Source organism: Nocardioides sp. SRI_004, from assembly GCF_057586415.1.
The window spans coordinates 241,591-266,205 of sequence record NZ_JBYCZV010000004.1 but is presented as its reverse complement, the minus strand read 5'-3'; the positions used below and the strand labels follow the sequence as shown (position 1 = coordinate 266,205).

Genomic DNA, 24,615 nt, shown 5'->3' with positions numbered 1-24,615 from the left:
ATGGCCCGTCGCCCCGACCCGGCCAAGCGCGAGCGGATCGTCCACACGACCCGCGAGCTGATGCGTCGCCGCGGCGTCGCCGGCACCACGATGCTCGACGTGGTCGCGGAGGCGGGGGCCTCGCGCGGCTCGCTGTACCACTACTTCCCCGGCGGCCGGTCGGAGATGGTGGCGGACGCGGTCCGGGAGGCCGTCGAGGACTACTCGGCGGCGCTCCTCGCCCTCGTCGACCTCGAGCCGGCCGAGGCCATCCCGCTCATCGTCGAGGTGTGGCGGGCCGAGGCGGAGGCGAGCGACTACACGGCCGGCTGCCCGGTGGTCGCCGCCGCGCTCGGTGGCGAGAGCGAGCCGGTCGCCCGCGAGCTGGCCGGGCAGGCGTTCAGCGACTGGAGCGAGGCGGTGGCGGGCTGGCTGCTCCACGTCGGCGTGCCCTCGGAGCGCACGGCCAGCCTGGCGACGTTGATGCTCGCCGCGGTCGAGGGCGCCGTCGTCGTCGGCCTCGCGCAGCACTCGAGCGAGCCGATGCTGCGCGTGGCCGACGAGCTGGTCAGGATCGTCGAGGCCGAGCGCGTCAGCTGACGTAGTCCGCCAGGTGCTGGCCGGTGAGCGTGCCCGCCCCGGCCACCAGGTCGGCCGGCGTGCCCTCGAACACGATCCTGCCGCCATCGTGGCCGGCGCCAGGGCCGAGATCGATGATCCAGTCGGCGTGGGCCATGACGGCCTGGTGGTGCTCGATGACGATGACCGTCTTGCCCGCGTCGACCAGCCGGTCCAGCAGGCCGAGCAGGTTGTCGACGTCGGCGAGGTGGAGTCCGGTCGTCGGCTCGTCCAGGACGTAGATCCCGCCCTTCTCCTTCAGGTGCAGGGCCAGCTTGACCCGCTGCCGCTCCCCGCCGGAGAGCGTGTTGAGCGGCTGGCCGAGGGTCAGGTAGCCGAGCCCGACGTCCTGCAGCCGGGCCAGGATGTCCGCCGCGGCCGGGACCTTGGTCTCCGGCGCGGTGAAGAGCTCGAGGGCGCGCTCGACCGGCAGCTCGAGCACCTCGGCGATGTTCAGCCCGCCCAGTCGGTAGTCGAGCACCGCTGCCTGGAAGCGCTTGCCGCCGCAGTCCTCGCACGGCGTGGAGACGGTGTCCATGAAGCCGAGCTCGGTGACGATGACGCCGGAGCCCTTGCAGGTCGGGCAGGCGCCCTCCGAGTTGGCGCTGAACAGGGCCGGCTTCACGTCGTTGGCCTTCGCGAAGGCCTTCCGGATCGGCTCGAGGAGCCCGGTGTACGTCGCCGGGTTGGACCGTCGCGAGCCCTTGATCGCCGCCTGGTCGATCGCCACGACGCCCTCGCGGCCGACCACCGAGCCGTGCACGAGCGAGCTCTTGCCCGAGCCCGCGACGCCCGTGACGACGGTGAGGACGCCGAGCGGGATGTCGACGTCGACCTTCTGCAGGTTGTGCGCGTCGGCCCCGCGCACCTCGAGGACGCCGGTGCGCTCCCGCACCGACTCCTTCAGCGACGCGCGGTAGGCCAGGTGCTCGCCGGTGCGGGTGCCGGACGCCCGCAGGCCGTCGACGGTCCCCTGGAACACGACCTCGCCGCCGCCGCTGCCCGCGCCGGGACCCATGTCGACCACGTGGTCGGCGATCGCGATCGTCTCCGGCTTGTGCTCGACGACGAGGACCGTGTTGCCCTTGTCGCGCAGCTCGAGCAGGAGCTTGTTCATCCGCTCGATGTCGTGCGGGTGGAGACCGATGGTCGGCTCGTCGAAGACGTAGGTGACATCGGTCAGGGCCGAGCCGAGGTGGCGCACCATCTTGGTGCGTTGCGCCTCGCCGCCGGAGAGCGTGCCGGACGGCCGGTCCAGCGACAGGTAGCCGAGGCCGATGTCGATGAACGAGTCGAGCAGGTGGAGCAGCGTGGCGATGAGCGGGGCCACGCCCGGGTCGTCGATGGTGCGCAGCCACGCGGCCAGGTCGGTGACCTGCAGCGCCGCCACCTCGCCGATGTTGCGGCCCTTGATCGTCACCGACCGCGCCGACTCGTTGAGCCGCGTGCCGTCGCACGAGGGGCAGGTGCCGAAGACCGCCGCGCGCTCGACGAAGGCCCGGATGTGGGGCTGCAACGAGTCGATGTCCTTGGCGAACATCGACTTGCGGATCTTCGGGATCAGGCCCTCGTAGGTGATGTTGATCTTGTCGACCTTGATCTTGCGCGGCTCGGCGTACAGGAAGTCCTCGCGCTCGGCCTTTGTGTACGCCGCCACCGGCTTCTCCGGCGGCAGGACCGCCTTGAAGGCCGCGACCATCCAGCCGTCCGCGGTGTAGCCGGGGACCAGGATCGCGCCGTCGACGAGCGACCTGCTCTCGTCGACGATCTGCGACAGGTCCAGGTCGGAGACCGTGCCGCGCCCCTCGCACTGCGGGCACATGCCGCCGAGGTAGACCTGCTGCTTGATGACGTTCTTCTTGCCCGACTCGGTGACCGACGCGCCGCCGACGGTCGTCGTGGGGATGTTGAACGAGAACGCGGTGGGCCCGCCGATGGAGGGCTCGCCGATCCGCGAGAAGAGCGAGCGCAGCATCGCGTGCGCGTCCGTGACCGTGCCCAGCGTCGAGCGCGGGTTGGCACCCATCCGCTCCTGGTCGACGAGGATGGCCGTCGTGAGGCCCTCCAGGACGTCGACGTCCGGCCGCGGCAGGTTGGGCATGAAGCCCTGGACGAACGTCGAGTAGGTCTCGTCGATCAGCCGTCGGGACTCGGCCGCGATCGTCCCGAAGACCAACGAGCTCTTCCCCGAGCCCGAGACGCCGGTGAACACCGTGAGGCGCCGCTTCGGGATCTCGACCGAGACGTCCTTGAGGTTGTTCTCCCGGGCGCCCTGGACCCGGATCAGGTCGTGGCTGTCGGCCGGTTCGGGGGTGGTGCTCATGGGTTCCTCTCGCTCCAGGTGCCGCCGCGCATGAGCGTGCGGCCCGCCATCTCGTTGACCTCGCGCCAGGCCTGGACCCGCTCGGGGCGCAGCACCAGGTAGACGTAGCCGGCCAGGCCGCGGGGGTCCCAGTCGGCCTGCGCTGCATAGGACTCGCCGAGCTCGCCGGACTCATCGGCCGGCACCGACCGCTCCAGCACGACGTCCAGCATCACGACGTCGCGGGTCGGACCCACCCCCAGCCGCGCCGTCCCCGACGCCAGCACGTTCCGGGCCGTCGGCGAGGCGGCGTCCGTCGCGACCACGGCCCGCTCCCCCACCCACGCCAGCGACAGCGGCACGAGATGGGGTACGCCGTCGGCGGACGCCGTCGCGACCCACGCGTCGGCCGCCGGGGCGGTCAGCTGCGCCAGGGCGTCGCGGGTGCGGGTCGCCCGGTCGCGGGGCTCGGCGGGCACCGGCACTCAGGCCTGGTTGATGCGGACGTGGTTGCCGGCCGGGTCACGGAACGCGCAGTCGCGGACGCCGTACGGCTGGTCGATGGGCTCCTGGATGACCTCGGCACCGGTGGCCTGGATCCGGTCGAAGGTGCCGTCGAGGTCGGAGGTGCTCAGCACCACCGTCGCGTAGGTGCCCTTGGCCATCATCTCGGCGATGGTGGTCTTCTCCTCCTCGGTGATGCCCGGGTCGGCCGCCGGCGGCGCGAGCACGATCGAGGGGCCGCCCTGGCCCTTCGGCGCGACGGTGATCCACCGCATGTCGCCGTACCCGACGTCGTTGAGGACCTCGAAGCCGAGCACGTCGCGGTAGAACGCGAGCGAGGCCTCGGGGTCGGTCTGCGGGAGGAAGCTGTGCTGAATGCTGATGTCCATGGCCGTCACGCTAGTGGCGTCCCGAAGCGGGGCGCTTCTCGATTCCTGACCTCTTGTCCTGCGTGCCCCACCTGGTCCGGGGAGGTCTGCGCGCCTCCGCGACGCAGCGGCCGGGTGACCTTCTTGGTCTCGCAGGAGGGCGGCTCGACCATGTCCTCCTCGCCGGCCGCGACGGCGTCGCGGTAGGCGCTCGGCGGCACCCCGACGAGCTCGGTGAACCGGGTGCTGAAGGTGCCGAGCGAGGAGAACCCGACCTCGAAGCACACGTCGGTCACCGACAGGTCGCCGCGCCGCAGCAGGGCCATCGCCCGCTCGATCCGACGGGTCATCAGGTAGGAGTACGGCGGCTCGCCGTAGGCACGCCTGAACTCGCGGCTGAGGTGGCCCGACGACATGTGCACGTCCCGCGCCAACGCCTCGACGTCGAGGGGCCGTGCGTACTCGCGGTCGATGCGGTCGCGCACCCGCCGCAGGAGGGCCAGGGTGCGCAGCCGCTCGGGATCCGCTGCCACGGGTCCATCTTGACAAAGGCTCCCCGGCCCTGGGCTTGACGTCTCTTGACCGATCGGTAAATTACCGATCGGTCAACACTGAGGAGGTGGCATGCGGATCCCCCGCGCGGAACGTGAGGAGCTCATCCTCGACGCGGCGACGACCGAGTTCGGCACCCTCGGGTACGCCGGCGCGTCCCTCTCCGCGATCGCCTCCGGCGCCGGCGTCTCGAAGCAGCTCGTGCTCGGCTACTTCGGCTCCAAGGACGCGTTGTTCGCCGCCTGCGCCGCCCGGGCGGGCGCCGGGATTACCGACCGGATCGACGTCGCACTGGCGGGCGGAGGTCCCCCGCTCGCGCTCGCCGAGGGCACCCTCTCCGCGATCTTCACCGCCCTCGAGAGCCGTCCGCACGACTGGAACGTCCTCAACGACCGCACGTTGCCGGCGGGCTCCGCCGGCCACGCCACCGCGCGCGCCGCCCGGCTGCGGATCGCCGGGCAGGCCCGGGCCGGCGTCGGCACGCTCGCGGCCCTCGACGAGGCCGCCGACGCCGACGACCTCGCGATCCTGACCGCCCTGTGGATGAGCGCCGTGTCGGCGCTGGTCGCCTGGTGGTTGCGCCACCCCGACCGCAGTCCGGCCGAGATGACCGAGCGCGGCCGCCGTGCCCTCACCGCCCTGTCCCGCACACCCGTCCCCGACGAAGGGAAGACCCGATGACCGCTCGATCCTGGTGGGGCTGGGGGCACACCGCGGCCGCGCTCGACGCGGCCGAGACCGACGCCCTGGTCGGCCGCGTGTCGGCGCTGCTGCCCGGCCACGACCTGAGCGACCACGAGCCCCCGGACCCGCGGTCACTCGAGGTCGCCGCGCCCCGGGTGGCGCTGCCGCCGGCGCTCGCCGGCCTCGGGTCCGACGACGTGGTCGACCGGCTCGGACACGCCCGCGGCAAGGCGTTCCGCGACGTCGTCCGCAACCTCCACGGCGACGTCGCCCACGTGCCCGACCTCGTCGTCCGCCCGCGCACCGAGCAGGACGTGGAGGACGTGCTCGACTGGTGCACCACCTCCGGAACGCCGGTGGTCCCGTACGGCGGCGGCAGCTCCGTCGTCGGCGGGGTAGAGCCGCGCTTCGACGGCCCCGCCGTCACCCTCGACCTCGGCCTGCTGGACCGGGTGCTCGAGGTGGACCCGGTCAGCCGCGCCGCGCGGGTCCAGGCCGGCGTCCTGGGGCCGGCTCTCGAGGACCAGCTGCGCCCGCACGGGCTGACCCTGCGCCACTTCCCCCAGTCCTTCGAGTTCTCCACGCTCGGCGGGTGGCTGGCCACCCGTGCTGGCGGCCACTTCGCCACCCTGGCCACGCACATCGACGACCTCACCGAGGCGCTGCGCGTGGTCTCTCCGGCCGGCACCGGCGAGTCCCGACGGCTCCCCGGGTCCGGCGCGGGGCCCTCGCCGGACCGGATGTTCCTCGGCTCCGAGGGCGCCCTCGGCGTGATCACCGAGGCCTGGATGCGGCTCCAGCAGCGCCCAGTGTGGCAGCGCACGGTCACCGTCGGCTTCACGTCGTACGACGACGCGGTCGCCGCGACCCGCGCCCTCGCCCAGTCCGGGCTGCACCCCTCGAACTGCCGCCTGCTCGACCCCGCCGAGGCGCTGATCAATGCCGGCACCACCACCTCCGGCGGGTTGCTGCTGGTCGCCTTCGAGTCCGCCGACCACCCGGTCGACGCCTGGCTCGACCTGGCGCTCGAACTGGTGCGCGACCACGGCGGCACGGTGCTGGCCAGCCGCGACCGCGACGGATCGGAGCGGGCGGCTCCGGACGCGCCCGACGCGTCTCAGGCGTGGCGCTCGGCCTTCATCCGGATGCCCTACCAGCGCGACGCGCTGGCCCGTCGCTCGATGCTTGTGGAGACCTTCGAGACCGCCTGCACGTGGGACGCCTTCCCGCGCTTCCACGCGGCGGTGACGGCCGCCGCGCAGCAGGCGATCGCGAAGGTGTGCGGCGGCCTCGGTGTGGTGACCTGCCGGTTCACCCACGTCTACCCCGACGGCCCGGCGCCCTACTACGGGATCTACGCGGCCGGCCGCTGGGGCAGCACCCTCGTGCAGTGGGACGAGATCAAGGCCGCGGTCTCCGACGCGATCAGCACGCACGGCGGCACCATCACGCACCACCACGCGGTCGGTCGCGACCACCGCCCGTGGTACGACGACCAGCGGCCCGCGCCGTTCGCCGCCGCCCTGCGTGCCGCGAAGTCGGCGCTCGACCCGGCCGGCGTGCTCAACCCGGGGGTGGTCGTGTGAACCCGCTCCGTCTCGCTGCCCCGGTCCTGGTGCCGGCGCTGGGCCTGCTCGACAGCCGGCTCCGCGCGTCGACCGAGCCGTTCGACCGCGACGACCTGTTCGTCCCGCACGCCCGCTCGCGCCGATGGGCGTGGACGCACTTCGGGGTCTTCCTGCCGGACCTGCCGGCGCCGTACCGCTTCCTCAACACGATGACGCTGATCGGCGCGACGGGCAGCACCTGCTTCGACGACGACCGGATCGCCGCAGCCGACGCACGCGACACCGCGATGCTGCTGTCGGCCACCGCCCACGCCGACCAGCACCACCATGCCGGCTACGACCTCGCCGAGTGCGACTTCCCCGACAGCGGGCCGCTGCGGTGGGGCGAGCACCTCGCCCTCGAGGTGGACCTGCCGCTCGTCCGCGTGAGCGGCCGCTACCTGGGCTTCGACGTCGACATCGAGCTGACCACCACGACCGCGGCGTCGTGGTTCATCCGTTCGGCGCCCTACGACCACGTCAGCCTGCTGGCCCCCTACACGGGCACGCTGACCGACGCGGACGGTCGCCACGAGCTGGGCGGGCTCGGCACCGTCGAGTACGCCCGCTGCCTGTCACCGCAGTCGCTGGTGCGCCGCCCGCTGCCCGCCTGGGCGAAGCTGCCGGTCGACTTCTTCACCTACCAGGTCGTCGACCTTGACGCCGACACCCAGCTGCTCCTCACCGACGTCAGCGCACTCGGGGCCACGGCGTGTCGGCTCGCCCACGTGCGCACCCGCGACGGCCGCGCCGAGGTGTACGACGACGTGGCCTTCGACGTCGTCGAGTGGGCCGACGAGCCGCAGGTCGACCCGGCCGGCCACCCGATGCCGGTGCCGCACCGGATGCGGTGGACCGTGCGCGACCGCGGCGAGGAGCTGCTCCGGCTGGACGCGGAGGTCGACGCCCCGTACCGGTACGGGCACGGGACCGGGTACGTGTCGGCGTACGCGCACCGCACGACGTGGCGCGGGCGCGAGCTGACCGGCAGCGGCTACCTGGAGTGGGTCGACCGGCGTCAGGGCTGGGCGACCTCGGCGACCCAGGCCTCGCTGCGCTCCCACAGCTCGGCGGCGAGCTCGTCGGTGACGACCCGCGACGGCTGCTTGATCCTGCGATCGTCGTAGTAGAGCCCGGTCTCGCCGGCGACATCGGGCGAGGTGGCGCAGTACAACGAGGTCTGCGCTCCCTGCGTGGTGTCCTTCATGAACAGCTTCATCACGTGCCGCAGCCCCGGCGGCACCTCCCGCCACACGTCGGAGGCGATCGCCCCCGGGTGCAGCGAGTACGTCGTCACGCCGGTCCCCTCCAGCCGGCGACCCAGCTCGCGGGCGTGCAGCACGTTGGCCAGCTTGGAGACGCAGTACTCGTCGAAGGCGGTCCGGGTGACCGACGGCCTGCGCACGGCGTCCCAGTCGATGCCCTTCGCGCGGTAGTGGCCGGTGCTCGCGACGTTGACGATCCGGCCGGGGCCGCTGGCGACGATGTGGTCGCGCAGCAGCTCGGTGAGCAGGAAGGTGCCGACGTGGTTGGTGCCGAAGGCCAGCTCGAAGCCGCTCGGGGTCATCCCGCGCTTCCCCGCGAGGCCCGCGTTGTTGATCAGCACGTGGAGCGGCTCCCCCGACGCGAGGAAGGTCTCCGCGGCCTGCCGCACCGACGCGAGGTCGCCCAGGTCGAGCGGGATCCAGTCGAGGTCCGTGTTGCCGGTCTGGTCGGCGATCTCACGGATCGCCGCCCGGTTCTTCTCCTCCGACCGGCCGGCGATGACGACCCGCGCGCCCCGTCCGGCGAGGTCGCGCACGGTCTCCTTCCCGATCCCGGTGTTGGCTCCCGTGACGAGGAAGGTGCGTCCGCTCAGTTCGCTCATGGCGCCGATGGTGTCGTGCCCGGAGACCTGTTGTCGTCCTCCCGTGGGAGGAACGACGGGGTCAGGACGTGAGCCCGATCCGCACCGCGAACAGGTCGAGCCCGTAGGGCAGCGGCTTCGACGGGTTGAGGGAGGGCGACACCAGCTCCGGTGTCGCCCGCGACAGCAGCGCCGCCAGGAAGGCCTGGCCGAGGAAGACCGACATGCCCGCGCCCGGACAGCCCTGCGGGCCGTGGCTGAAGAAGTTGAACGACCACGACGACGCGGCGTCGCCTCTGGCCCACTCCCCCGGGGCACAGCGGTCGGCGAAGGGGACCCGGTCGCGGTCGCGGTGGTTGTGCAGGTTGTGGATCAGCACCTGGCTGCCCTCCGGCAGCACCCGGCCGTCCGGGAAGGCCACCTCGCGCGTCGTGACCCGGCCGAAGAGCGGCGTCGTCGGCCACAGCCGCATGGCCTCGAGGATCACGCCGCCGAGGTAGTCGAGGGAGGCGACCTCCTTGGCCCGGGTGAGGACCTTGCCCTCGAGCTCGGCGTAGACCTCGGTGCGCACCTCGGGGTGGCTGCCGATGACCGCCAGGGCCCGGACCAGGTTGGCCGGCAGCGTGTCGCCCATCGCGAACAGCCAGTGCACGAGCTGGCCCGCCACCGCGGTGGCGTCGTCGTGCGGGGCCTGCGCGACGAGCGAGACCAGCGAGCCCTTCTCCCCCGCGTCGACGTACGACGCCAGCCGGGCCACCAGGTCGTCGTACCCCTTGGCGGGCTTGCCGGGCGTCTTGTTGCCGGCCGCCATGAGGTCGCCGAGCAGGTCGGTCAGCGCCGTGTCGTCGGCAGCCGCGTCACCGAGGACGACGCGGCGGGTCAGCCGCTGGAAGGCGGCGTTGAGGTCGTCGTACCCGATCTCGCCGGTGAGGCCCGCAGCCTCCTGGGCGGCGACCTTGACCATCCGCAGCGCCAGCGAGTGCAGCGGCCTCCCGGTCTGCAGCACGGCCTCGGCGAAGTCGCGTCGGTTGCGCCACAGGTCGCCGCGCGACAGCGTCAGCGCGTCGGGCTGGAAGGCGCTCATCCCGGCCTTCTTGGCCGGCGGGTCGGAGGCGAACGGGTCGGGCGAGCCACCGAGCACGAACTCGATGTCGGCAGGGTCGCTGAGCAGCAGGGCCTCGTCGGTGGCGACCCGGACCCAGAACGGGCCGGGGCCGTACTTGCGCACCAGCCCCTGGACCAGCGTGAACGCGAACAGGTCGGCGCGGGCGACGCCCGCCACCTTCGTCGGCAGCTCGCGCTTCTTGAACAGCCCCTGGATCACGTTCGGGACGCCGACCTGCGCCGTGAAGCGCACGCCCTCGATCACCGACGCGTGCGGAAAGTCCTCAGCCTTGCCCATCCCGGTCCCCCACGGTGTTGTTCCTCATCGGTTGGTCGGTCGCGGTCCGCTCGGCGCTCCAGCGCCGTCGTACCTCCAGCGCCAGGCACAGCTCGGCGACCTGGCGCGGGTCCGTCATCGAGCGACCGGTCAGCTCCTCGAGCCGCTTGAGCCGCTGGCGCACCGTGTTCGGGTGCAGGAAGAGGGCCTCCGCCGCATGGGAGGTCGAGCCGCCGGCGTCGAGCCAGGCCGCCAGGGTGTCGAGCATCAGCTCGCGGTCGCCCGGACGCTGCTCGTCGAGGCGGGCGAACACGGTCCGCGCCACTCGCTGCAGCAGCTCGGGCGAGCCGGTGGCGGCGAGGGCCAGGGGCGAGTCCTCGAAGACCCGCACGAGCTGGCCGGCACCGGTCCGGGCGCTCTCCATGGCCGACTCGGCGAGCCGGACCGCGTCACGGGCGTCGGCGAGGTCCTCGAACGAGGAGCTGATGCCCGTCGGGGTGGTCGCGAGCTGGCGGAGCCGCGTGACCAGCGCGCTCAGCTGCTCGGGGCGTCGTACCTCCACCACGCCGAGCTGGCGGTCCGGGCGCAGCAGCCAGACCGAGGGCAGGTCGCGGGCGCGCAGGTCCTCCTCGAGCCGCTCCAGCGCCGGCTGGCCGAGCGTCGGCACCGCGACCGCCACGGCGACGTAGGGGCCGGCGACACCGAGGCCGAGCATCCCGGCGAGCTCCCACACGGCGGACCGCTCGGCGATCCTTCCGCCCAGCAGTGCGTCGACCATCGCGGCACGGCGCTCTTGGTGGCGCACCAGCTGGCCGGCCACGACCTCGGCATGTGCGGCCGACGCGGCGTGGGCGAAGGCGTCGTGCGCGGCGACGGCGTGCTCGGTCGCGGCGAGCAGCGTCTCGGTGTCGACGCCGCTCCCGCGTCCCTCGGCGACGACGTGCTCCCAGATGTGCCGGAAGCCGACCCGGTACGCCGCCAGCAGGGCCGGCAGGGGCACCCCGGCCTCGGCCCGTTGCCGGCCGGTCTCCTCGGCCGCGGCGAGGTCGAGCTCCTGCTCGGAGGTCAGCGCGCTGAACACGAAGCGGAGGTGCTCGACCGAGCTCTGCCGCAGGTCGGTGGCGGCGACCGTCGGCGACGCGTCGTAGAAGGGGACCTGCGCGAGCACGGCGTCCGCGAGCGCCTCGCCGAGGTCCTCGGCCCGGTCCAGCAGCGCCTGGCCGAGGGCCGCGACGCTGCCCAGCTCGTCCACGCGCATGGAGCAGACAGTAGCGCCGTCGAGGCGCACATGTGATGTGTGTCACCACCGTCTTGGGGTCGGATCAGTGTGGCCGGACACATAGACGCGGCCGCGTGGCGCTCGTCACACTGAGCGCCGGGGCCGCCCCGACCGGGGGCCGGCGCCCGGCACGCAGGTCCATCGGTGACTGGGGGGTTTCGATGACGGACGCAGTACAGGACGGCGTGGACGCCGTGGCGCGTCTGGCAGACCTGCGTGCCGACGCCGGGAAGCTGGGGACAGCCGCGGCGGCGTGGGCCTGGCTGGAGGACCTGCGCGGCACCTCACGGGAGGACCTCGCGTCCGCAGAGCCCGTGCTGGACGCCCTGTTCGCCGCCGGGACCACGCCGACCGCGCTCGACGGGGCGACCGAGGGCATCCTGGTCGCGACCACCACGAACCGCGTGCTCGACACCGCGGTGAAGGCGCTCACCGCGGTGTGGATGCCGTGGCGCGGAAAGCGCTTCGACAGCGAGGCGGGCAGTGGCGACAACCGGATGACGGAGTCCTCCAGCCTGGTCGGCAAGCTCCTGTGGCCGCTCTACTCGATGCGGACCGACGACGACGGTCGCTCGGCCTTCGACTTCTCCACCTACGCCGAGCCCGGCGTCGAGGACCCGGACGTCACCGTCCTGGTCATCGACTACGCCGGCATCCCGCAGAACCCGGCTCTCGTCATCCGCAGCATCCGCGACGAGCTGGTCGAGCTCGTGCCCGGCGTCTACCTCGGGAAGATCTTCTTCAAGATGCCGAAGCTGACCGGCGACGGAGGCTTCGAGCGCATCGGCTTCTTCGCGCTCCGCTCGCCCTGATCCCCCACCGATCCCGCCCACCCACTCCCAGGAAGCAGGCACCGATGGTCCAGTGGCACCAGAACCCGTCGCTCATCCTCCAGCTCAAGGCCCTCTCCGGCGAGCGTGACGACCTCCGCTCGAAGAACCTGTTCGAGGGCGAGGGCGTGCGGCCCGAGGAGGACCCGAAGGAGACGCCGCCCGAGGAGGCGGTGCGGGCCCGTACGCCGGACGGCACGTGGAACGACCTCGGTTGCAAGCACATGGGGGCCAAGGGCACGGGCTTCGGCCGCAACGCTCCGATCGAGAGGACCGCTCCCGACCTCAAGCGACTGCTCGACCCCGACCCGCGCGTGATCAGCGAGCGCCTGATGGCCCGTGACACCTTCAAGCCGGCGGGCATCATCAACGGCCTGGCGGCGGCATGGCTGCAGTTCGAGAACCACAACTGGTTCTTCCACGGCGACGGCGTCCCGGACCGCACGATCGACATCCCGCTGCGCGACGGTGACGACTTCCCCGAGAACCCGATGCGGATCCGCTCCACCATCCCGATGGACGGCGGCGAGATCACCTCCGGCTGCCCGGCGCCGGTGTTCGCCAACCAGGAGACGCACTGGTGGGACGGCTCGCAGATCTACGGCAGCGGTCGCGAGCGCCAGGACGAGATGCGCACCTTCGTCGACGGCAAGATCAAGGTCGGCGACGACGGCCGCCTGCTCAAGAGCGACATCCCGGGGATCGACCTGACCGGCATGCGCGAGAACTACTGGGTGGGCGTGGGCCTCCTGCACACCATGTTCTCCCGCGAGCACAACGCGGTCTGCGACGCGCTGAAGAAGGCGTACCCCTCCCTCAGCGACCAGCGCCTCTTCGAGCTGGGAGTGCTCGTCGTGTCGGCCCTCATCGCCAAGATCCACACGGTCGAGTGGACCCCGTGCGTGCTGCGCCACCCGGCGCTGCAGATCGGCATGAGCGCCAACTGGTACGGCGCCCTCGGCGAGACCTTCCGCAGCCGCATCGGGCGGGTCGGCGACAGCGAGGCGCTGTCCGGCATCATCGGCTCGACCGCCGACCACCACTCCGCGCCGTTCTCGCTGACCGAGGAGTTCGTCTCGGTCTACCGGATGCACCCGCTCATCGCCGACGACTGGGACTTCTACTCGTTGGAGTCCGGCGAGTTCCTCGAGCACCGCGAGTTCACCGAGCTGCAGGGCCGCTACACGCGCGACTTCATGGACCGCATGGAGATGGGTGACCTCTGGTACTCCTTCGGGCTCGCCTCGGCCGGCGCGGTCTGCCTGAAGAACTACCCCAACGCGCTGCGCAAGCTGACCCGCGTCGACGGCCAGGTCACCGACCTCGCGACGCTCGACATCGTGCGCGACCGGGAGCGCGGCATCCCGCGCTACAACGACTTCCGCGAGGTGCTGCGGATGCCGCGGCGCAAGTCCTTCGACGACATCACGCCCGACAAGGCATGGGCCAAGGAGCTCGCCGAGATCTACAAGGGCGACGTCGACGCGGTCGACCTCCAGATCGGCATGCAGGCCGAGAAGCCGCCGAAGGGCTTCGGGTTCTCCGACACGGCCTTCCGGATCTTCATCCTGATGGCCTCGCGCCGGCTCAAGAGCGACCGCTTCTTCACCGACGACTACCGCCCGGAGATCTACACGCAGGTCGGCCTGGACTGGGTGAACGAGACGTCGATGAAGGACGTCATCCTGCGCCACTACCCCGAGCTCGAGCCCGTGATCGGCGACGTCGAACGGGTCTTCGCCCCCTGGCCGCAGCTCGGTGAGGCGGCTCCGGGCAAGCGGAACCCGGTCATCCGGCTGGCGGACACCGTGAAGTCGTACATGCCCCTGGGCTGACCAGCCGTCCGGCCACAGGCGGGATTGTCAGACAAGGTCTAGGTTGGAGACGTGGCCCTCAGCGTCTTCGACCTCTACTCCGTGGGCATCGGGCCCTCCTCGTCGCACACGGTGGGCCCGATGCGCGCGGCGAAGCTGTTCGCCGACGGCCTCGTCGCCGACGGGTGCCTGGACCAGGTCGCCCGGGTCCGCGCCGAGCTGTTCGGGTCCCTGGGCGCGACCGGACACGGGCACGGCTCCGAGAAGGCGGTGGTCCTCGGCCTCGAGGGTGAGGAGCCGGCCACCGTCGACATCGCGACGTACGACGCCCGCGTCGCCGCGATCCGGGAGGCCGGTCGGCTGCGGCTCGCCGGGCAGCGCGAGGTCGCCTTCGGCCCCGACGACCTCGTCCTGCACCGCCGCAAGTCGCTCCCCGGCCATCCCAACGGCATGCGCTTCGAGGCGTACGACGCCGACGGCGCCCTGCTGCGCGACCGGGTCTACTACTCGGTCGGTGGCGGGTTCGTCGTGGACGAGGCGGCGGTCGGGGCCGACCGGGTGGTCGCTGACGCCACGCCGGTGGCGTACCCGTTCTCCAGCGCGGCCGAGCTGCTCGCCATCTGCGAGCGGACCGGCCTGCGGGTCAGTGACGTGATGCTGGCCAACGAGCTGGCCTGGCGCTCCGAGGACGAGGTCCGCGCGGGCCTGCTGGAGATCTGGTCGGTCATGGAGGCCTGCGTCCGCAACGGCTGCGCCCACGAGGGCGTGCTGCCCGGCGGGCTCAAGGTTCCCCGGCGGGCGCCCGCCCTCCACGCCCGGCTGACGACGGAGGGCGGCGCGGACGACCCGCTGCGGGCGATGGACTGGGTCAACCTGTTCGCGCTCGCCGTCAACGAGGAGAACGCCGCGGGCGGGCGGATGGTCACCGCGCCCACCAACGGCGCCGCCGGGATCATCCCGGCCGTGCTGCACTACTACGACCGCTTCGTCCCCGGCGCCGATGCCGACGGCGTCGTCCGCTTCCTGCTCACGGCCGGCGCGATCGGCGTCCTCTTCAAGGAGAACGCCTCCATCTCGGGCGCCGAGGTCGGCTGCCAGGGCGAGGTCGGCTCCGCCTGCTCGATGGCCGCAGGCGCCTTCTGCGAGGTCCTGGGCGGGACGCCCGAGCAGGTCGAGAACGCGGCCGAGATCGGCATCGAGCACAACCTCGGCCTCACCTGCGACCCCGTCGGGGGCCTGGTCCAGATCCCCTGCATCGAGCGCAACGCGATCGCGTCGGTGAAGGCGATCAACGCGGCCCGCCTCGCCCTGGCCGGCACCGGCCGGCACACCGTGTCCCTCGACCGGGCGATCAAGACCATGCGCGACACCGGACGCGACATGCACACCAAGTACAAGGAGACATCGCGGGGCGGCCTCGCCGTCAACGTGATCGAGTGCTGATCCGCGACGCGCACGGTGCGTGAAAAGTGACGCACGTCATGTCAGGATGTTACCCATGGGTACCGTCACGCTCCTGGTCCTGATCGCCGCCGTCGTGTTCTTCCTCGGCCTCATCGGGGCGCTCTTCGGCGTCGTGTGGTTCGCGGGCAAGAACGGCCGGAAGGCCCAGCTGCGCGGTTGACGCACTGCTGTCAAACCCGGCAGCAGCATGACCGTTGCTTACACCGGTTGACCTTCCAGCCCGAATTCCTGCGGTTTGGGACCAAACCGCAGGCCTTCGACCCGCTCCGCCCTACTCGATCGCCTGCCCCAGCACCTCGGCCGCCCGCGCCCACACCTCCGGGTCGCCGTCGATCGTGATCCCGGTGGCGTCGAACCTGTGCCAGAGCCAGCCGTCGAGCCGGTCGGCGGTACCGGTGACCACGACGTCCGCCGCGACCGACGGGGCCGGGACGACGTGCTGGTCGGGCTCCCCGGTGCGGACGGTGCCGTCGGGCGCCGTGCCCGAGAAGGTGCCGAGCTGCGCCCACACCGAGCGCCCGGTGTCGCTGGTGCGGTACTCGACGTACAGCGGCTCGCCGTCGAAGCGACCCCACTCCGGCAGGCCGCCGTACATCACGTCGAGCACCTCGTCGACGCCGTCGGTGGCCAGGTCGGCCGGGAGCGGGCTGGTCGTGCCGGCCGCGAGCTCCGCGTCGAGGCGGTGGATGAGGGCCTCGTGCGCCTGGCGGCGGTAGGTGAAGGCGATGTTGTGGTGGCCGGGGTTGCTCGACCAGGACCAGGCCGCCTCGGCCGGGTCGGCGGCGGCGAGCTCCGTGAGGAAGCGGTCGTGCCACTCGTCGAAGAAGGACCGCAGCCCGGCCCAGGAGGCCGGCCGCTCGGGCTCGACGTAGCTCTCCGGCGGCGCCGGTCGGGTGGTGACGACGTGGTGCCACCAGTGCTGCACCTCGCCGAGGTGCCACAGCAGGTCGGAGGCGTCCCACTCGGGGCACGACGGCACTCTCGCGTCCGGGGCGAAGTCGGCCAGCACGGCGGCGAACCGGGCGGACTCCGTGCGGATGTGGTCGAGGTAGGTCGCGTCGTCGAGGCGGGTCATGTCGCAGAACCTAGGGCCCGCCGCCGACAGGGCGCATCCCGATTTGCCCGCGGGTCAGGGCTGCAGCATGACCTTGATCGCGCGCCGCTCGTCCATCGCCCGGTAGCCCTCCGGAGCCTCCTCCAGCGGCAGGGTCAGGTCGAAGACCTTCCCCGGGTCGATGGTGCGGTCCTGGACGAGCGCGAGGAGCTCGGGGAGGTAGCGCCGGACCGGGGCGATGCCGCCGCGCAGGCCGATGTTGCGCTCGAAGAGGGTCCGGATCGGCAGCTCGACGCCGTGCGGGACGCCGACGAAACCGACGCCGCCGCCGGGGCGGGTCACGCCGATCGCGGTCTTCATCGCCTCGTCGGTGCCGACGCACTCGAGGGCCGCGTCGACACCGATGTCGTCGGTGATCTCCCGGACCTCGGCGATGCCGTCCTCGCCGCGCGCCGCGACCACGTGGGTGGCGCCGAACGCGCGGGCGATCTCCTGCCGGGGCTCGTGGCGCGACATCGCGATGATCTTCTCCGCGCCCATCACGGAGGCCGCGAGGACGCCGCAGAGGCCGACCGCGCCGTCACCGACCACCACCGCGGTCCCGCCCTTGCGCACGCCTGCGCACACGGCCGCGTGCCAGCCGGTCGGCATCACGTCGGTGAGCGCCAGGACCGAGGCCAGCAGGTCGTCGGGCGGCGTACCGCCGGTCGCGACGAGGCTTCCGTCGGCCTGGTTGACCCGGGCGTACTCCGCCTGGCCGCTGGCCGTCATGCCGAGGTTGACGCACGCCGACTGGGCGCCGGCCTGGCAGTTCGCGCACGTGTTGTCGCAGTGGCAGAACGGTACGACGACGTAGTCGCCGGCCTTGAAGTCGCGGACCTCGCTGCCGACCTCCTCGACGATCCCGATGCACTCGTGGCCGATGGTGGCGCCCGAGCGGATCGGGTTCTCGCCGCGGTAGGGCCACAGGTCGGAGCCGCAGATGCAGCCGGCCGTGACCTTGACGATCGCGTCGGTGGGCTTCTTGATGACCGGGTCCGGGACCTCTTCGACGCGGATGTCTCCGGCGGCGTGGATCGTCGTGGCGCGCATGACCTGAATCCTGCCGCATCGGCGGTCGGCGGCCGAGACTCGCCGTCGCCGCCGTTGGCGATATCTCATATGTGAGTTACCGTCGTAGGCATGACGACGGACGAGTCGAACGACGACTACAAGGGCCGCATCGGGAACCTGATCCGCGACGCCCGCAAGCACCGGGGCCTGACCCAGGCCCAGCTCGCCGAGCGGCTGGCGACCAGCCAGAGTGCGATCAACCGGATCGAGAAGGGGCACCAGAACCTCTCCCTGGAGATGCTGGCCCGGATCGGCGCCGCCCTCGACTCGGAGATCGTGGCGCTCGGCGCCGGCCCGACCCACCTGCGGGTCAAGGGCCCCACGACGCTGTCCGGCAGCATCGACGTCAAGACCTCGAAGAACGCCGGTGTCGCGCTGCTGTGCGCCTCGCTGCTCAACCGCGGTCGCACGACGCTGCGCAAGGTCGCGCGGATCGAGGAGGTCAACCGCCTGCTCGAGGTGCTCGACAGCCTCGGCGTCCAGACCCGCTGGATCAACGCGGAGAACGACCTCGAGATCATCCCGCCCAAGGAGTTCGACCTCACCAAGATCGACGAGGAGGCCGCGCGGCGTACCCGCTCGGTCATCATGTTCCTCGGTCCCCTTCTGCACCGGATGGACACCTTCGAGCTGCCCTACGCGGGCGGCTGCAACCTCGGCACCCGCACCGTCGAGCCGCACATGTCGGCGCTGCGGCCCTTCGGGCTCGAGGTGAAGGCGACCGACGGGTGGTACCACGCCCAGGCCAACCGCGCGATCGTCCCCGGCCGCCCGATCGTGCTCACCGAGCGCGGCGACACGGTCACCGAGAACGCGCTGATGGCTGCCGCCCTGCACCCCGGCACGACCGTCATCCGCAACGCGTCGTCCAACTACATGGTCCAGGACCTCTGCTTCTACCTGCAGGCGCTCGGCGTCGAGGTCGAGGGCATCGGTACGACGACGCTGACCGTCACCGGCCGCGAGTCCATCGACGTCGACGTCGACTACTCCCCCAGCGAGGACCCGATCGAGGCGATGTCGCTGCTCGCCGCGGCGATCGTGACCCGCTCGGAGATCACCATCCAGCGCGCGCCGATCGAGTTCCTCGAGATCGAGCTCGCCGTGCTGGAGGAGATGGGTTTTCGCTACGACCGCTCCGAGGAGTACCTCGCCGCCAACGGCCGGACCCGGCTCGTCGACATCACGACGCACGCCTCCGACCTGGTCGCCCCGCGCGACAAGATCCACCCGATGCCCTTCCCCGGCCTCAACATCGACAACCTGCCGTTCTTCGCGGTGATCGCCGCGGTCGCCGAGGGCACGACCTACCTCAACGACTGGGTCTACGACAACCGGGCGATCTACCTCACCGAGCTCAACAAGCTCGGCGGCCGGGTGACCCTGCTCGACCCGCACCGGGTCCAGATCGACGGCCCGACCTCGTGGACCGGCACCGAGCTGGTCTGCCCGCCCGCGCTGCGTCCCGCGGTCGTCGTCCTCCTCGCCATGCTGGCCAGCAAGGGCACGTCGGTGCTGCGCAGCACCTATGTCATCCACCGCGGCTACGAGGACCTCGCCGAGCGGTTGAGCTCCCTCGGCGCCGAGATCGAGACGTTCAGAGACATCTGAGGATGACGTACCTCCCGAAGGGCAAGGTCCTGGCCTTCGCCCACCGCGGCGGTGCCTACCACCCGGAGATCGAGGGCCTCGAGAACACCATGGCGGCCTTCCGCCACGCCGCCGCGCTCGGCTACGACTACCTCGAGACCGATGTCCACCTGACCGCCGACGGCGTCCTGCTGGCGTTCCACGACGAGGTGCTCGACCGCGTCACCGACCAGGAGGGCGCCGTGCGCGACCTGACCCTGGCCGACGTACGACGGGCCCGGATCGGTGGGCGCGAGGAGGTCCCGACCCTGGTCGACCTGCTCGACGCCTTCCCGCAGGCGCGCTTCAACATCGACATCAAGTCCGATGACGCGGTCGCACCGCTGGCGGCGCTGGTGCGGGAGCGCGACCTGTGGGACCGGGTGTTCATCGGCTCCTTCTCCCGGCGCCGGATCCGGCGGTTCCGCGCTCTCACCGATCGTCGGGTGCCGACGGCGGCCGACCCGTGGCAGGTCGTCGTGTGGCGCCTCTCCCCCAGCGCCCGCATCGCCCGGTTGCTGGCCGGGGACGGGTTCGCGGCCTTCCAGGTGCCGCACCGCAGCGGCCGCTTCGTCGTCGTCACGCGCGGCCTGGTCCGCCGGGCGCACGCCGCCGGACTCCAGGTGCACGTGTGGACCATCGACGACCCGGCGGAGATGAACGAGCTGCTCGACCTGGGTGTCGACGGGATCTTCACGGATCGCACCGACCTGCTCAAGGATGTGCTCCAGGGGCGCGGCCAATGGTGGTCCGCGCAGGGAGGGGCGTCATGACGATCGCGGACCTGGGACCGCTCAACCGCGCGCGCGAGCAGCGTGCGTGGTACTTCACCGACTGGGCCGCCTCGGCGTTCCAGACGACCGTCGCAGGCGTGCTCTTCGCGCCCTACCTGATCTCGGTGGCGGAGAACGCCGTCGGCGAGCACGGGCGGCTGCACGTGCTCGGCCTGTCGATCGCGCCGGGCTCCCTGCCGTCGTACGTCATCACGCTCTCGACGGTGCTGAGCGTCTTCTTCTACCCCGTGATCGGCGCGTACGCGGACCGGATCGCGCGCAAGCCGGACCTCCTCGCCGCCTTCTCCTGGGTGGGCGCGGCGTTCGCCGGGCTGCTGTTCTTCATGAGCGGCGAGAACTGGCTCTTCGGCAGCATCGCCTTCATCGTCGCCAACCTGGCCGGCGGCGCCGCCATCGTCGTCAGCGACTCGATCCTGCCGGTCATCTCGACCGAGAGCGAGCGCGACCGGGTGTCGTCGGTCGGCTGGGCCTACGGGTACGCCGGCGGTGGGCTGCTGCTCGCGGTGAACTTCGCCGTCGTGAGCCTCCACGACTCGATCGGCCTCGACAAGGAGATGGCCGTCCGCCTCTCCCTGCTCTCGGCCGCGGTCTGGTGGGCGGCGTTCATGGTCATCCCGTGGCGCGGCATCAAGCGGCACCAGCCGGTCGCCGTGGAGGCGGTCGAGGGCGGCGTGCTGACCCGGTCCTTCGGCCAGCTGTGGGCGACCCTGAAGGATCTGCGCAACTACCCCGTCGCGCTCACCTTCCTGGCCGCCTACCTGTTCTTCAACGACGGCATCCAGACGGTCATCAACTCCGCGTCGACCTTCGGCACCAAGGAGCTCGGCTTCGGCGACGGCATCGTGCTCGGCACCTACCTGCTGGTGCAGCTGGTCGGCATCGGCGGCGCGATCCTCTTCGCCCGCGTCGCCGGCCGGTACGGCGCCAAGCGGGTGATCCTGGTCGGCCTGGTCGGCTGGATGGGCATCGTCACGGTCGCGCTCGTCGTGCCCGACAAGAGCGTGCTGCCGTTCCTGGCCCTCGGCGTGGCCATCGGCCTCGTGCTCGGTGGCACCCAGGCGCTGGCCAGGTCGTACTTCTCGCTGTTCATCCCCCGCGGCAAGGAGGCGGAGTACTTCAGCCTCTACCACGCCATGGACCGCGGGACGTCGTGGTTCGGGACGCTGACCTTCGGCCTCGTCTACCAGTTCACCGACTCCTACCGGCCGGCGATCTTCGCCCTGATCGCGTTCTTCGTCGTCGGCGGCCTGCTCCTGCTCCGCGTGGACACCGCACGCGGCATCCGCGAGGCGGGCAACACCGCTCCCCCGGTGATCTGACCCGCGACTCCTCCGACTGGTGGTCCGCCCGCCGATCTGCCACTGTGACCTGATCCGGCAATGCGCAGGGATTGGAACTTTTTACCGGCGGGTAGCGTTGTCAGACAGAGACGAAACACGGGAGGTGGAGTTCTCATGGCTGAGCGGACACTGCGTGGCGCCCGACTGGGGGGCCAGTCGTTCGAGGACGAGCGCGGCATCGAGTTCGCGGCCCGGCAGCAGGTGGGTTACCGCTGTCCCCAGGGTCACGAGTTCGAGATCACGATGTCGATCGAGGCCGAGGTGCCGGCGATCTGGGAGTGCCCGCGCTGCGGGCTCGAGGCCGAGAGCACGGCCGGCATCGAGCGTGAGGTCAAGGTCGAGAAGCCGCAGCGCACCCACTGGGACATGTTGCTGGAGCGGCGCTCGGAGAAGGAGCTCGAGGAGATCCTGACCGAGCGGCTCGAGCTGCTGCGCGGCGGCGAGATCGGCCCGGCGCACCTGCACCGCGCCAACGCGCGCAAGAAGAAGCCGGCGAAGGCCTAGAGCCTTTCGGGGCCGAGCGCGTCTTCGGCGTTGATGCGGGCAGCAAGCTGCCGTCGACGCCTCTCGCCGCGCTACCGGCCTTCGCGTCAGTCGTCGACGACCTCGCCCTGGACCACCTCTGGCCCGGGGCGAGTGCCATTTCCGGGCGCGGTGGACCCGCCCGGACCGAAGCCGGTACGCCGCACGACCTGGCGGCCGGCGTACGCCACCAGCAGTCCGCGGAACAACGGCCGCGTCACCGGCAGGATCAGCAGGATGCCGAGCGCGTCCGTGACGAACCCCGGACTGAGCATGAACGCCCCGCCGAGCACGACGAGCGCACCGTCGGCCAGCTCCTTGTGCGGCATCCGGCCGGTCTCGACCTGCTCACGCAGCGCCTGCCAGGCGCGCCGGCCCTCCCGCTTGATCAGCCAGGCGCCGATGATGCTGTCGAGGACGAGCAGCAGGATGGTCCACCAGGGGCCGATGGCCTGGCCGACCTGGATGAGCACGTAGATCTCCAGGATCGGCATTACGACGAAGGCGAGGATCAGCAGGACTGCTGCTCGCCGGCCGCGGCGGCTCATCGGGACCTCATGGTGTGCTCATCGGCTGGAGACCAGCTCCCGCCCGGTTGCGGGGCGGCCCTTGACCCGCGCCCAGCGCTCGCGGATGCCCCAGGCGGTGATCCGCTTGAGGGACTCCACGGCGACCTGGCCGCTCATCTTCGACTCGCCGCGCACGCGCTCGACGAACTCGATCGGCACCTCACGCACGGTCAGGCCGGCGCGCAGGGTGCGCGTCACGAGGTCGGTCTGGAAGACGTAGCCTGTCGAGCGCACCTCGTCGAGGTGGATCTTCTCCAGGGTGGTGCGGCGGAACAGCCGGTAGCCGGCCGTGGCGTCGCGGACCTTGATGCCGAGCAGCATCCGCACGTAGAGGTTGCCGCCCCGGGAGAGGACCTCGCGCTCCCACGGCCAGTTGACGACGGATCCGCCGGGGATCCAGCGCGACCCGATGACCAGGTCGGCGTCGAGCAGGCCGGTGAGCAGGCGCTGCAGCTGCTCGGGCTGGTGGGAGCCGTCGGCGTCCATCTCGCCGATGACGTCGTAGCCGCGCTCGAGCGCCCAGGCGAAGCCGGCGAGGTACGCCGCGCCGAGACCGCCCTTGGTCGTGCGGTGCAGGACGTGGACCTGCGGGTCGGTGGCAGCCAGGCCGTCGGCGATGTCGCCCGTGCCGTCCGGTGAGCCGTCGTCGACGACGAGGACGTCGAGGGACGGCTGGGCGGCGCGCAGCCGCCCCACGATCCAGGCGATGTTGTCCGCCTCGTTGTAGGTGGGCACGACCATCACGACACGTCCGAGGTCGGGGGTGTGGTCAACAAGCATCGCTGGGCTCCTTCGCCGGGACTTCCACGGGCCCGGCAAACTCTCGCCCTCGACGGTACGCGATGGCACCACAGACGAGAGCGGCAAGGGTCGATCCGGTGAACAACCGGGTGGGCCACGGCCCCAGCCACATCGCGGGGGTGAGCCCGCTCGCCAGGCCGACCTCCTCGACCATCACCGCGGTCCTCAGCTTCGGGGCCGTCGCGACGACGGTGCCGTCCGGCGCGATCACGCCGCTGCGGCCGTTGGTCGAGGCGACCGTGAGCCACCGGCCGGCCTCGATGGCGCGCAGCCGGGTGATGGCGAACTGCTGCTCGATCTGGTGGGTGAAGATGAAGCTCGCGTTGCTCGTCTGCACGGCGAGCAGTTCCGCCCCGTCGCGGACCTGCGGGGGCATCACGTCGTCGTACGCGACGTCGAAGCAGATCGCGTCGGCGACCCGCACCCCGGCGACCCGCAGTGGCTCGGTGCGGGTGCCGCTCTTCATGTCCCGGGAGATCAGGGCGAGCTGCCCGAACTTGGGGTCCCAGATGTCGCGGAAGGGGATGTACTCGCCGTACGGCACGGGGTGGTGCTTCGTGTAGCGGTCACCGGCACCCGCCTCGGGATCCCAGACGATGCCCTGGTTGAGCACGTGGTCGGGACCGTCGTCGACGATGCCACCGACGACGACGGGGACGCCGATCGCCTGCACCGCCTGCTGGATGCCGGTGCTGACCGGCAGGTCGTCGAAGGGGTCGACGGCGGTGGAGTTCTCCGGCCAGAGCACGAAGTCCGGCATCGGCTCGTTGCCGGCCGCGACGTCCGCAGCCAGCTCGACGGTCGCGTCCACGTGGTTCTGCGTCACGCCTCGCGGGTCCCAGAGGATGTCGTTGCCCGGGCCGGGCACGTTCCCCTGGACGACCGCCACCGTGGCCTTCCCCGTCTCGGGGACCGTCCAGGGGAACACCGCCGGCACCACGACGAGCGCGCACATGGCGACCAGTGCGCCGACGGCGGGCAGGGAGCGGTCCTCGACGGCACGGGCCAGCAGGAAGCCGAGCAGCGCCAGGAGGAAGGACAGCCCGGTCATCCCGACGTAGGCGACGGCCGGCGCGGCGGGCGTGTCGATCGCCGCGAAGGACAACCGCCCCCACGGCATGCCGCTGAACGGCCAGCCGCTTCGCGCGGTCTCCATCGTCGTCCACGCCGCGGCCAGCCAGACCGGCCACCACGGCAGTCGGCGCAGCAGCGGCACCGCGAGGCCCAGCAACCCGTAGAAGAGGGCCTCGACGGTGGACAGGGCGAGCCAGGCGTCCGGGCCGATCGAGGCCCGCATCCACTCGATGTGGCTGAAGTAGTAGGCGACGCCGAAGACCAGGCCGACCACGCCGGAGCGGCGTACCGACAGGCCGGAGGTGAGCAGCGCGAAGGACGCGACGCCGAACGGGAGCAGCCACGCGAACGCGATCGGCTCGAAGGACGCGGTGAGGAGGACTCCCCCGAGGACCGCGAGGAACGAGCGCTGCAGCACGCGCCGAGCCTAGCGGTGGTGGCCATCGGCCTTGCAGGCGCGAAAGGGTTCGAGCCGCCTTCGGACCATCCCG

The 24,615-nt window shown here is 71.6% G+C and carries 24 protein-coding genes; 12 read left to right on the top strand and 12 right to left on the bottom strand.

Translation table 11 applies throughout. The annotated features are described in order from the left end of the window. On the top strand, nucleotides 1-579 hold the full coding sequence (locus AC2YHB_RS07180; RefSeq protein WP_179651238.1) for a TetR/AcrR family transcriptional regulator: 579 nt from the start codon (nucleotides 1-3) through the stop codon (nucleotides 577-579). Here the strand turns inward: AC2YHB_RS07180 and AC2YHB_RS07175 are convergent. The 4 genes from AC2YHB_RS07175 to AC2YHB_RS07160 are packed head-to-tail and all read right to left on the bottom strand — an operon-like array spanning nucleotide 572 to nucleotide 4,304. After that, nucleotides 572-2,920, bottom strand: a complete 2,349-nt coding sequence (locus AC2YHB_RS07175) for an ATP-binding cassette domain-containing protein (RefSeq protein WP_179651239.1) — start codon at nucleotides 2,918-2,920, stop codon at nucleotides 572-574. The genes AC2YHB_RS07180 and AC2YHB_RS07175 overlap by 8 nt on opposite strands. After that, nucleotides 2,917-3,384 carry a pyridoxamine 5'-phosphate oxidase family protein gene (locus AC2YHB_RS07170; RefSeq protein ID WP_179651241.1) on the bottom strand — a complete coding sequence of 156 codons (468 nt, stop codon included), beginning with the start codon at nucleotides 3,382-3,384 and terminating at the stop codon, nucleotides 2,917-2,919. The genes AC2YHB_RS07175 and AC2YHB_RS07170 overlap by 4 nt, the downstream gene beginning before the upstream one ends. Then, nucleotides 3,385-3,792 carry a VOC family protein gene (locus AC2YHB_RS07165; protein WP_179651243.1) on the bottom strand — a complete coding sequence of 136 codons (408 nt, stop codon included), beginning with the start codon at nucleotides 3,790-3,792 and terminating at the stop codon, nucleotides 3,385-3,387. A 5-nt stretch (nucleotides 3,793-3,797) separates the two neighbouring features. Beyond that, on the bottom strand, nucleotides 3,798-4,304 hold the full coding sequence (locus tag AC2YHB_RS07160) for a helix-turn-helix transcriptional regulator (protein WP_179651244.1): 507 nt from the start codon (nucleotides 4,302-4,304) through the stop codon (nucleotides 3,798-3,800). Between the two features lie 91 nt (nucleotides 4,305-4,395). On the opposite strand from AC2YHB_RS07160, the gene AC2YHB_RS07155 reads away from it, so the two are divergent. The 3 genes from AC2YHB_RS07155 to AC2YHB_RS07145 are packed head-to-tail and all read left to right on the top strand — an operon-like array spanning nucleotide 4,396 to nucleotide 7,741. Beyond that, entirely contained in the window at nucleotides 4,396-5,004 is a 609-nt protein-coding gene (locus tag AC2YHB_RS07155; RefSeq protein ID WP_179651245.1) for a TetR/AcrR family transcriptional regulator, read from the top strand. Continuing rightward, nucleotides 5,001-6,593 (top strand): FAD-binding oxidoreductase, encoded by a 1,593-nt coding sequence (locus AC2YHB_RS07150; RefSeq protein ID WP_179651246.1) that lies wholly within the window; start codon nucleotides 5,001-5,003, stop codon nucleotides 6,591-6,593. Before AC2YHB_RS07155 ends, AC2YHB_RS07150 begins: the two co-directional genes overlap by 4 nt. Beyond that, entirely contained in the window at nucleotides 6,590-7,741 is a 1,152-nt protein-coding gene (locus AC2YHB_RS07145) for a DUF6670 family protein (protein ID WP_218864771.1), read from the top strand. Before AC2YHB_RS07150 ends, AC2YHB_RS07145 begins: the two co-directional genes overlap by 4 nt. Here AC2YHB_RS07145 and AC2YHB_RS07140 read toward each other — a convergent pair. The 3 genes from AC2YHB_RS07140 to AC2YHB_RS07130 all read right to left on the bottom strand — a co-directional run bounded on the left by AC2YHB_RS07140 (nucleotide 7,633) and on the right by AC2YHB_RS07130 (nucleotide 11,099). Continuing rightward, the gene (locus AC2YHB_RS07140; protein ID WP_179651247.1) at nucleotides 7,633-8,481 is read right to left on the bottom strand and encodes an SDR family oxidoreductase; all 849 of its coding nucleotides are present in this window, start codon (nucleotides 8,479-8,481) and stop codon (nucleotides 7,633-7,635) included. The two genes, AC2YHB_RS07145 and AC2YHB_RS07140, sit on opposite strands and share 109 nt — an antisense overlap. Before the next feature lie 61 nt (nucleotides 8,482-8,542). After that, a complete protein-coding gene (locus AC2YHB_RS07135) occupies nucleotides 8,543-9,862 on the bottom strand; it encodes a cytochrome P450 (protein WP_179651248.1) in 1,320 nt (439 codons plus the stop codon). Next, complete coding sequence (locus AC2YHB_RS07130; RefSeq protein WP_179651249.1) at nucleotides 9,849-11,099, bottom strand: RsbRD N-terminal domain-containing protein; 1,251 nt, start codon at nucleotides 11,097-11,099, stop codon at nucleotides 9,849-9,851. Before AC2YHB_RS07130 ends, AC2YHB_RS07135 begins: the two co-directional genes overlap by 14 nt. A gap of 182 nt (nucleotides 11,100-11,281) precedes the next feature. Here AC2YHB_RS07130 and AC2YHB_RS07125 point away from each other — a divergent pair, with 182 nt between their 5' ends. Genes AC2YHB_RS07125 through AC2YHB_RS07110 form a run of 4 tightly spaced genes read left to right on the top strand, consistent with a single transcriptional unit; the run spans nucleotide 11,282 to nucleotide 15,388 of the window. Further along, nucleotides 11,282-11,932 carry a hypothetical protein gene (locus tag AC2YHB_RS07125; protein WP_179651250.1) on the top strand — a complete coding sequence of 217 codons (651 nt, stop codon included), beginning with the start codon at nucleotides 11,282-11,284 and terminating at the stop codon, nucleotides 11,930-11,932. Between the two features lie 44 nt (nucleotides 11,933-11,976). Further along, nucleotides 11,977-13,785, top strand: a complete 1,809-nt coding sequence (locus tag AC2YHB_RS07120) for a peroxidase family protein (protein WP_179651251.1) — start codon at nucleotides 11,977-11,979, stop codon at nucleotides 13,783-13,785. Nucleotides 13,786-13,836: 51 nt separating this feature from the next. Continuing rightward, entirely contained in the window at nucleotides 13,837-15,207 is a 1,371-nt protein-coding gene (locus AC2YHB_RS07115; protein WP_179651253.1) for an L-serine ammonia-lyase, read from the top strand. Nucleotides 15,208-15,262: 55 nt separating this feature from the next. Further along, nucleotides 15,263-15,388, top strand: coding sequence for a hypothetical protein (locus AC2YHB_RS07110; protein WP_257026957.1), 126 nt, complete (start codon nucleotides 15,263-15,265; stop codon nucleotides 15,386-15,388). A gap of 111 nt (nucleotides 15,389-15,499) precedes the next feature. Here AC2YHB_RS07110 and AC2YHB_RS07105 read toward each other — a convergent pair whose 3' ends face one another. Beyond that, on the bottom strand, nucleotides 15,500-16,303 hold the full coding sequence (locus AC2YHB_RS07105) for a maleylpyruvate isomerase family mycothiol-dependent enzyme (RefSeq protein WP_179651255.1): 804 nt from the start codon (nucleotides 16,301-16,303) through the stop codon (nucleotides 15,500-15,502). A gap of 54 nt (nucleotides 16,304-16,357) precedes the next feature. Then, nucleotides 16,358-17,374 carry a zinc-dependent alcohol dehydrogenase family protein gene (locus AC2YHB_RS07100; RefSeq protein ID WP_179651257.1) on the bottom strand — a complete coding sequence of 339 codons (1,017 nt, stop codon included), beginning with the start codon at nucleotides 17,372-17,374 and terminating at the stop codon, nucleotides 16,358-16,360. A 90-nt stretch (nucleotides 17,375-17,464) separates the two neighbouring features. On the opposite strand from AC2YHB_RS07100, the gene AC2YHB_RS07095 reads away from it, so the two are divergent. The 4 genes from AC2YHB_RS07095 (at nucleotide 17,465) to AC2YHB_RS07080 (ending at nucleotide 21,662) form a co-directional block, all read left to right on the top strand. Continuing rightward, nucleotides 17,465-19,006 (top strand): helix-turn-helix domain-containing protein, encoded by a 1,542-nt coding sequence (locus AC2YHB_RS07095; RefSeq protein WP_036545693.1) that lies wholly within the window; start codon nucleotides 17,465-17,467, stop codon nucleotides 19,004-19,006. A 2-nt stretch (nucleotides 19,007-19,008) separates the two neighbouring features. Continuing rightward, nucleotides 19,009-19,797 (top strand): glycerophosphodiester phosphodiesterase family protein, encoded by a 789-nt coding sequence (locus AC2YHB_RS07090; RefSeq protein ID WP_179651259.1) that lies wholly within the window; start codon nucleotides 19,009-19,011, stop codon nucleotides 19,795-19,797. Beyond that, nucleotides 19,794-21,137 (top strand): MFS transporter, encoded by a 1,344-nt coding sequence (locus AC2YHB_RS07085; RefSeq protein WP_179651261.1) that lies wholly within the window; start codon nucleotides 19,794-19,796, stop codon nucleotides 21,135-21,137. Before AC2YHB_RS07090 ends, AC2YHB_RS07085 begins: the two co-directional genes overlap by 4 nt. A 135-nt stretch (nucleotides 21,138-21,272) precedes the next feature. Continuing rightward, entirely contained in the window at nucleotides 21,273-21,662 is a 390-nt protein-coding gene (locus AC2YHB_RS07080) for an RNA polymerase-binding protein RbpA (RefSeq protein ID WP_036545700.1), read from the top strand. Nucleotides 21,663-21,748: 86 nt separating this feature from the next. Here the strand turns inward: AC2YHB_RS07080 and AC2YHB_RS07075 are convergent, their stop codons facing one another. From AC2YHB_RS07075 to lnt, 3 genes are read right to left on the bottom strand one after another with little or no spacing between them, the layout of a single operon-like run. Further along, nucleotides 21,749-22,228 (bottom strand): FxsA family protein, encoded by a 480-nt coding sequence (locus AC2YHB_RS07075; protein WP_179651262.1) that lies wholly within the window; start codon nucleotides 22,226-22,228, stop codon nucleotides 21,749-21,751. A gap of 18 nt (nucleotides 22,229-22,246) precedes the next feature. After that, the gene (locus AC2YHB_RS07070; RefSeq protein ID WP_036545704.1) at nucleotides 22,247-23,029 is read right to left on the bottom strand and encodes a polyprenol monophosphomannose synthase; all 783 of its coding nucleotides are present in this window, start codon (nucleotides 23,027-23,029) and stop codon (nucleotides 22,247-22,249) included. Beyond that, complete coding sequence (gene lnt / locus AC2YHB_RS07065) at nucleotides 23,019-24,542, bottom strand: apolipoprotein N-acyltransferase (protein ID WP_487353699.1); 1,524 nt, start codon at nucleotides 24,540-24,542, stop codon at nucleotides 23,019-23,021. Before lnt ends, AC2YHB_RS07070 begins: the two co-directional genes overlap by 11 nt. Between the last annotated feature and the right edge of the window lie 73 nt (nucleotides 24,543-24,615).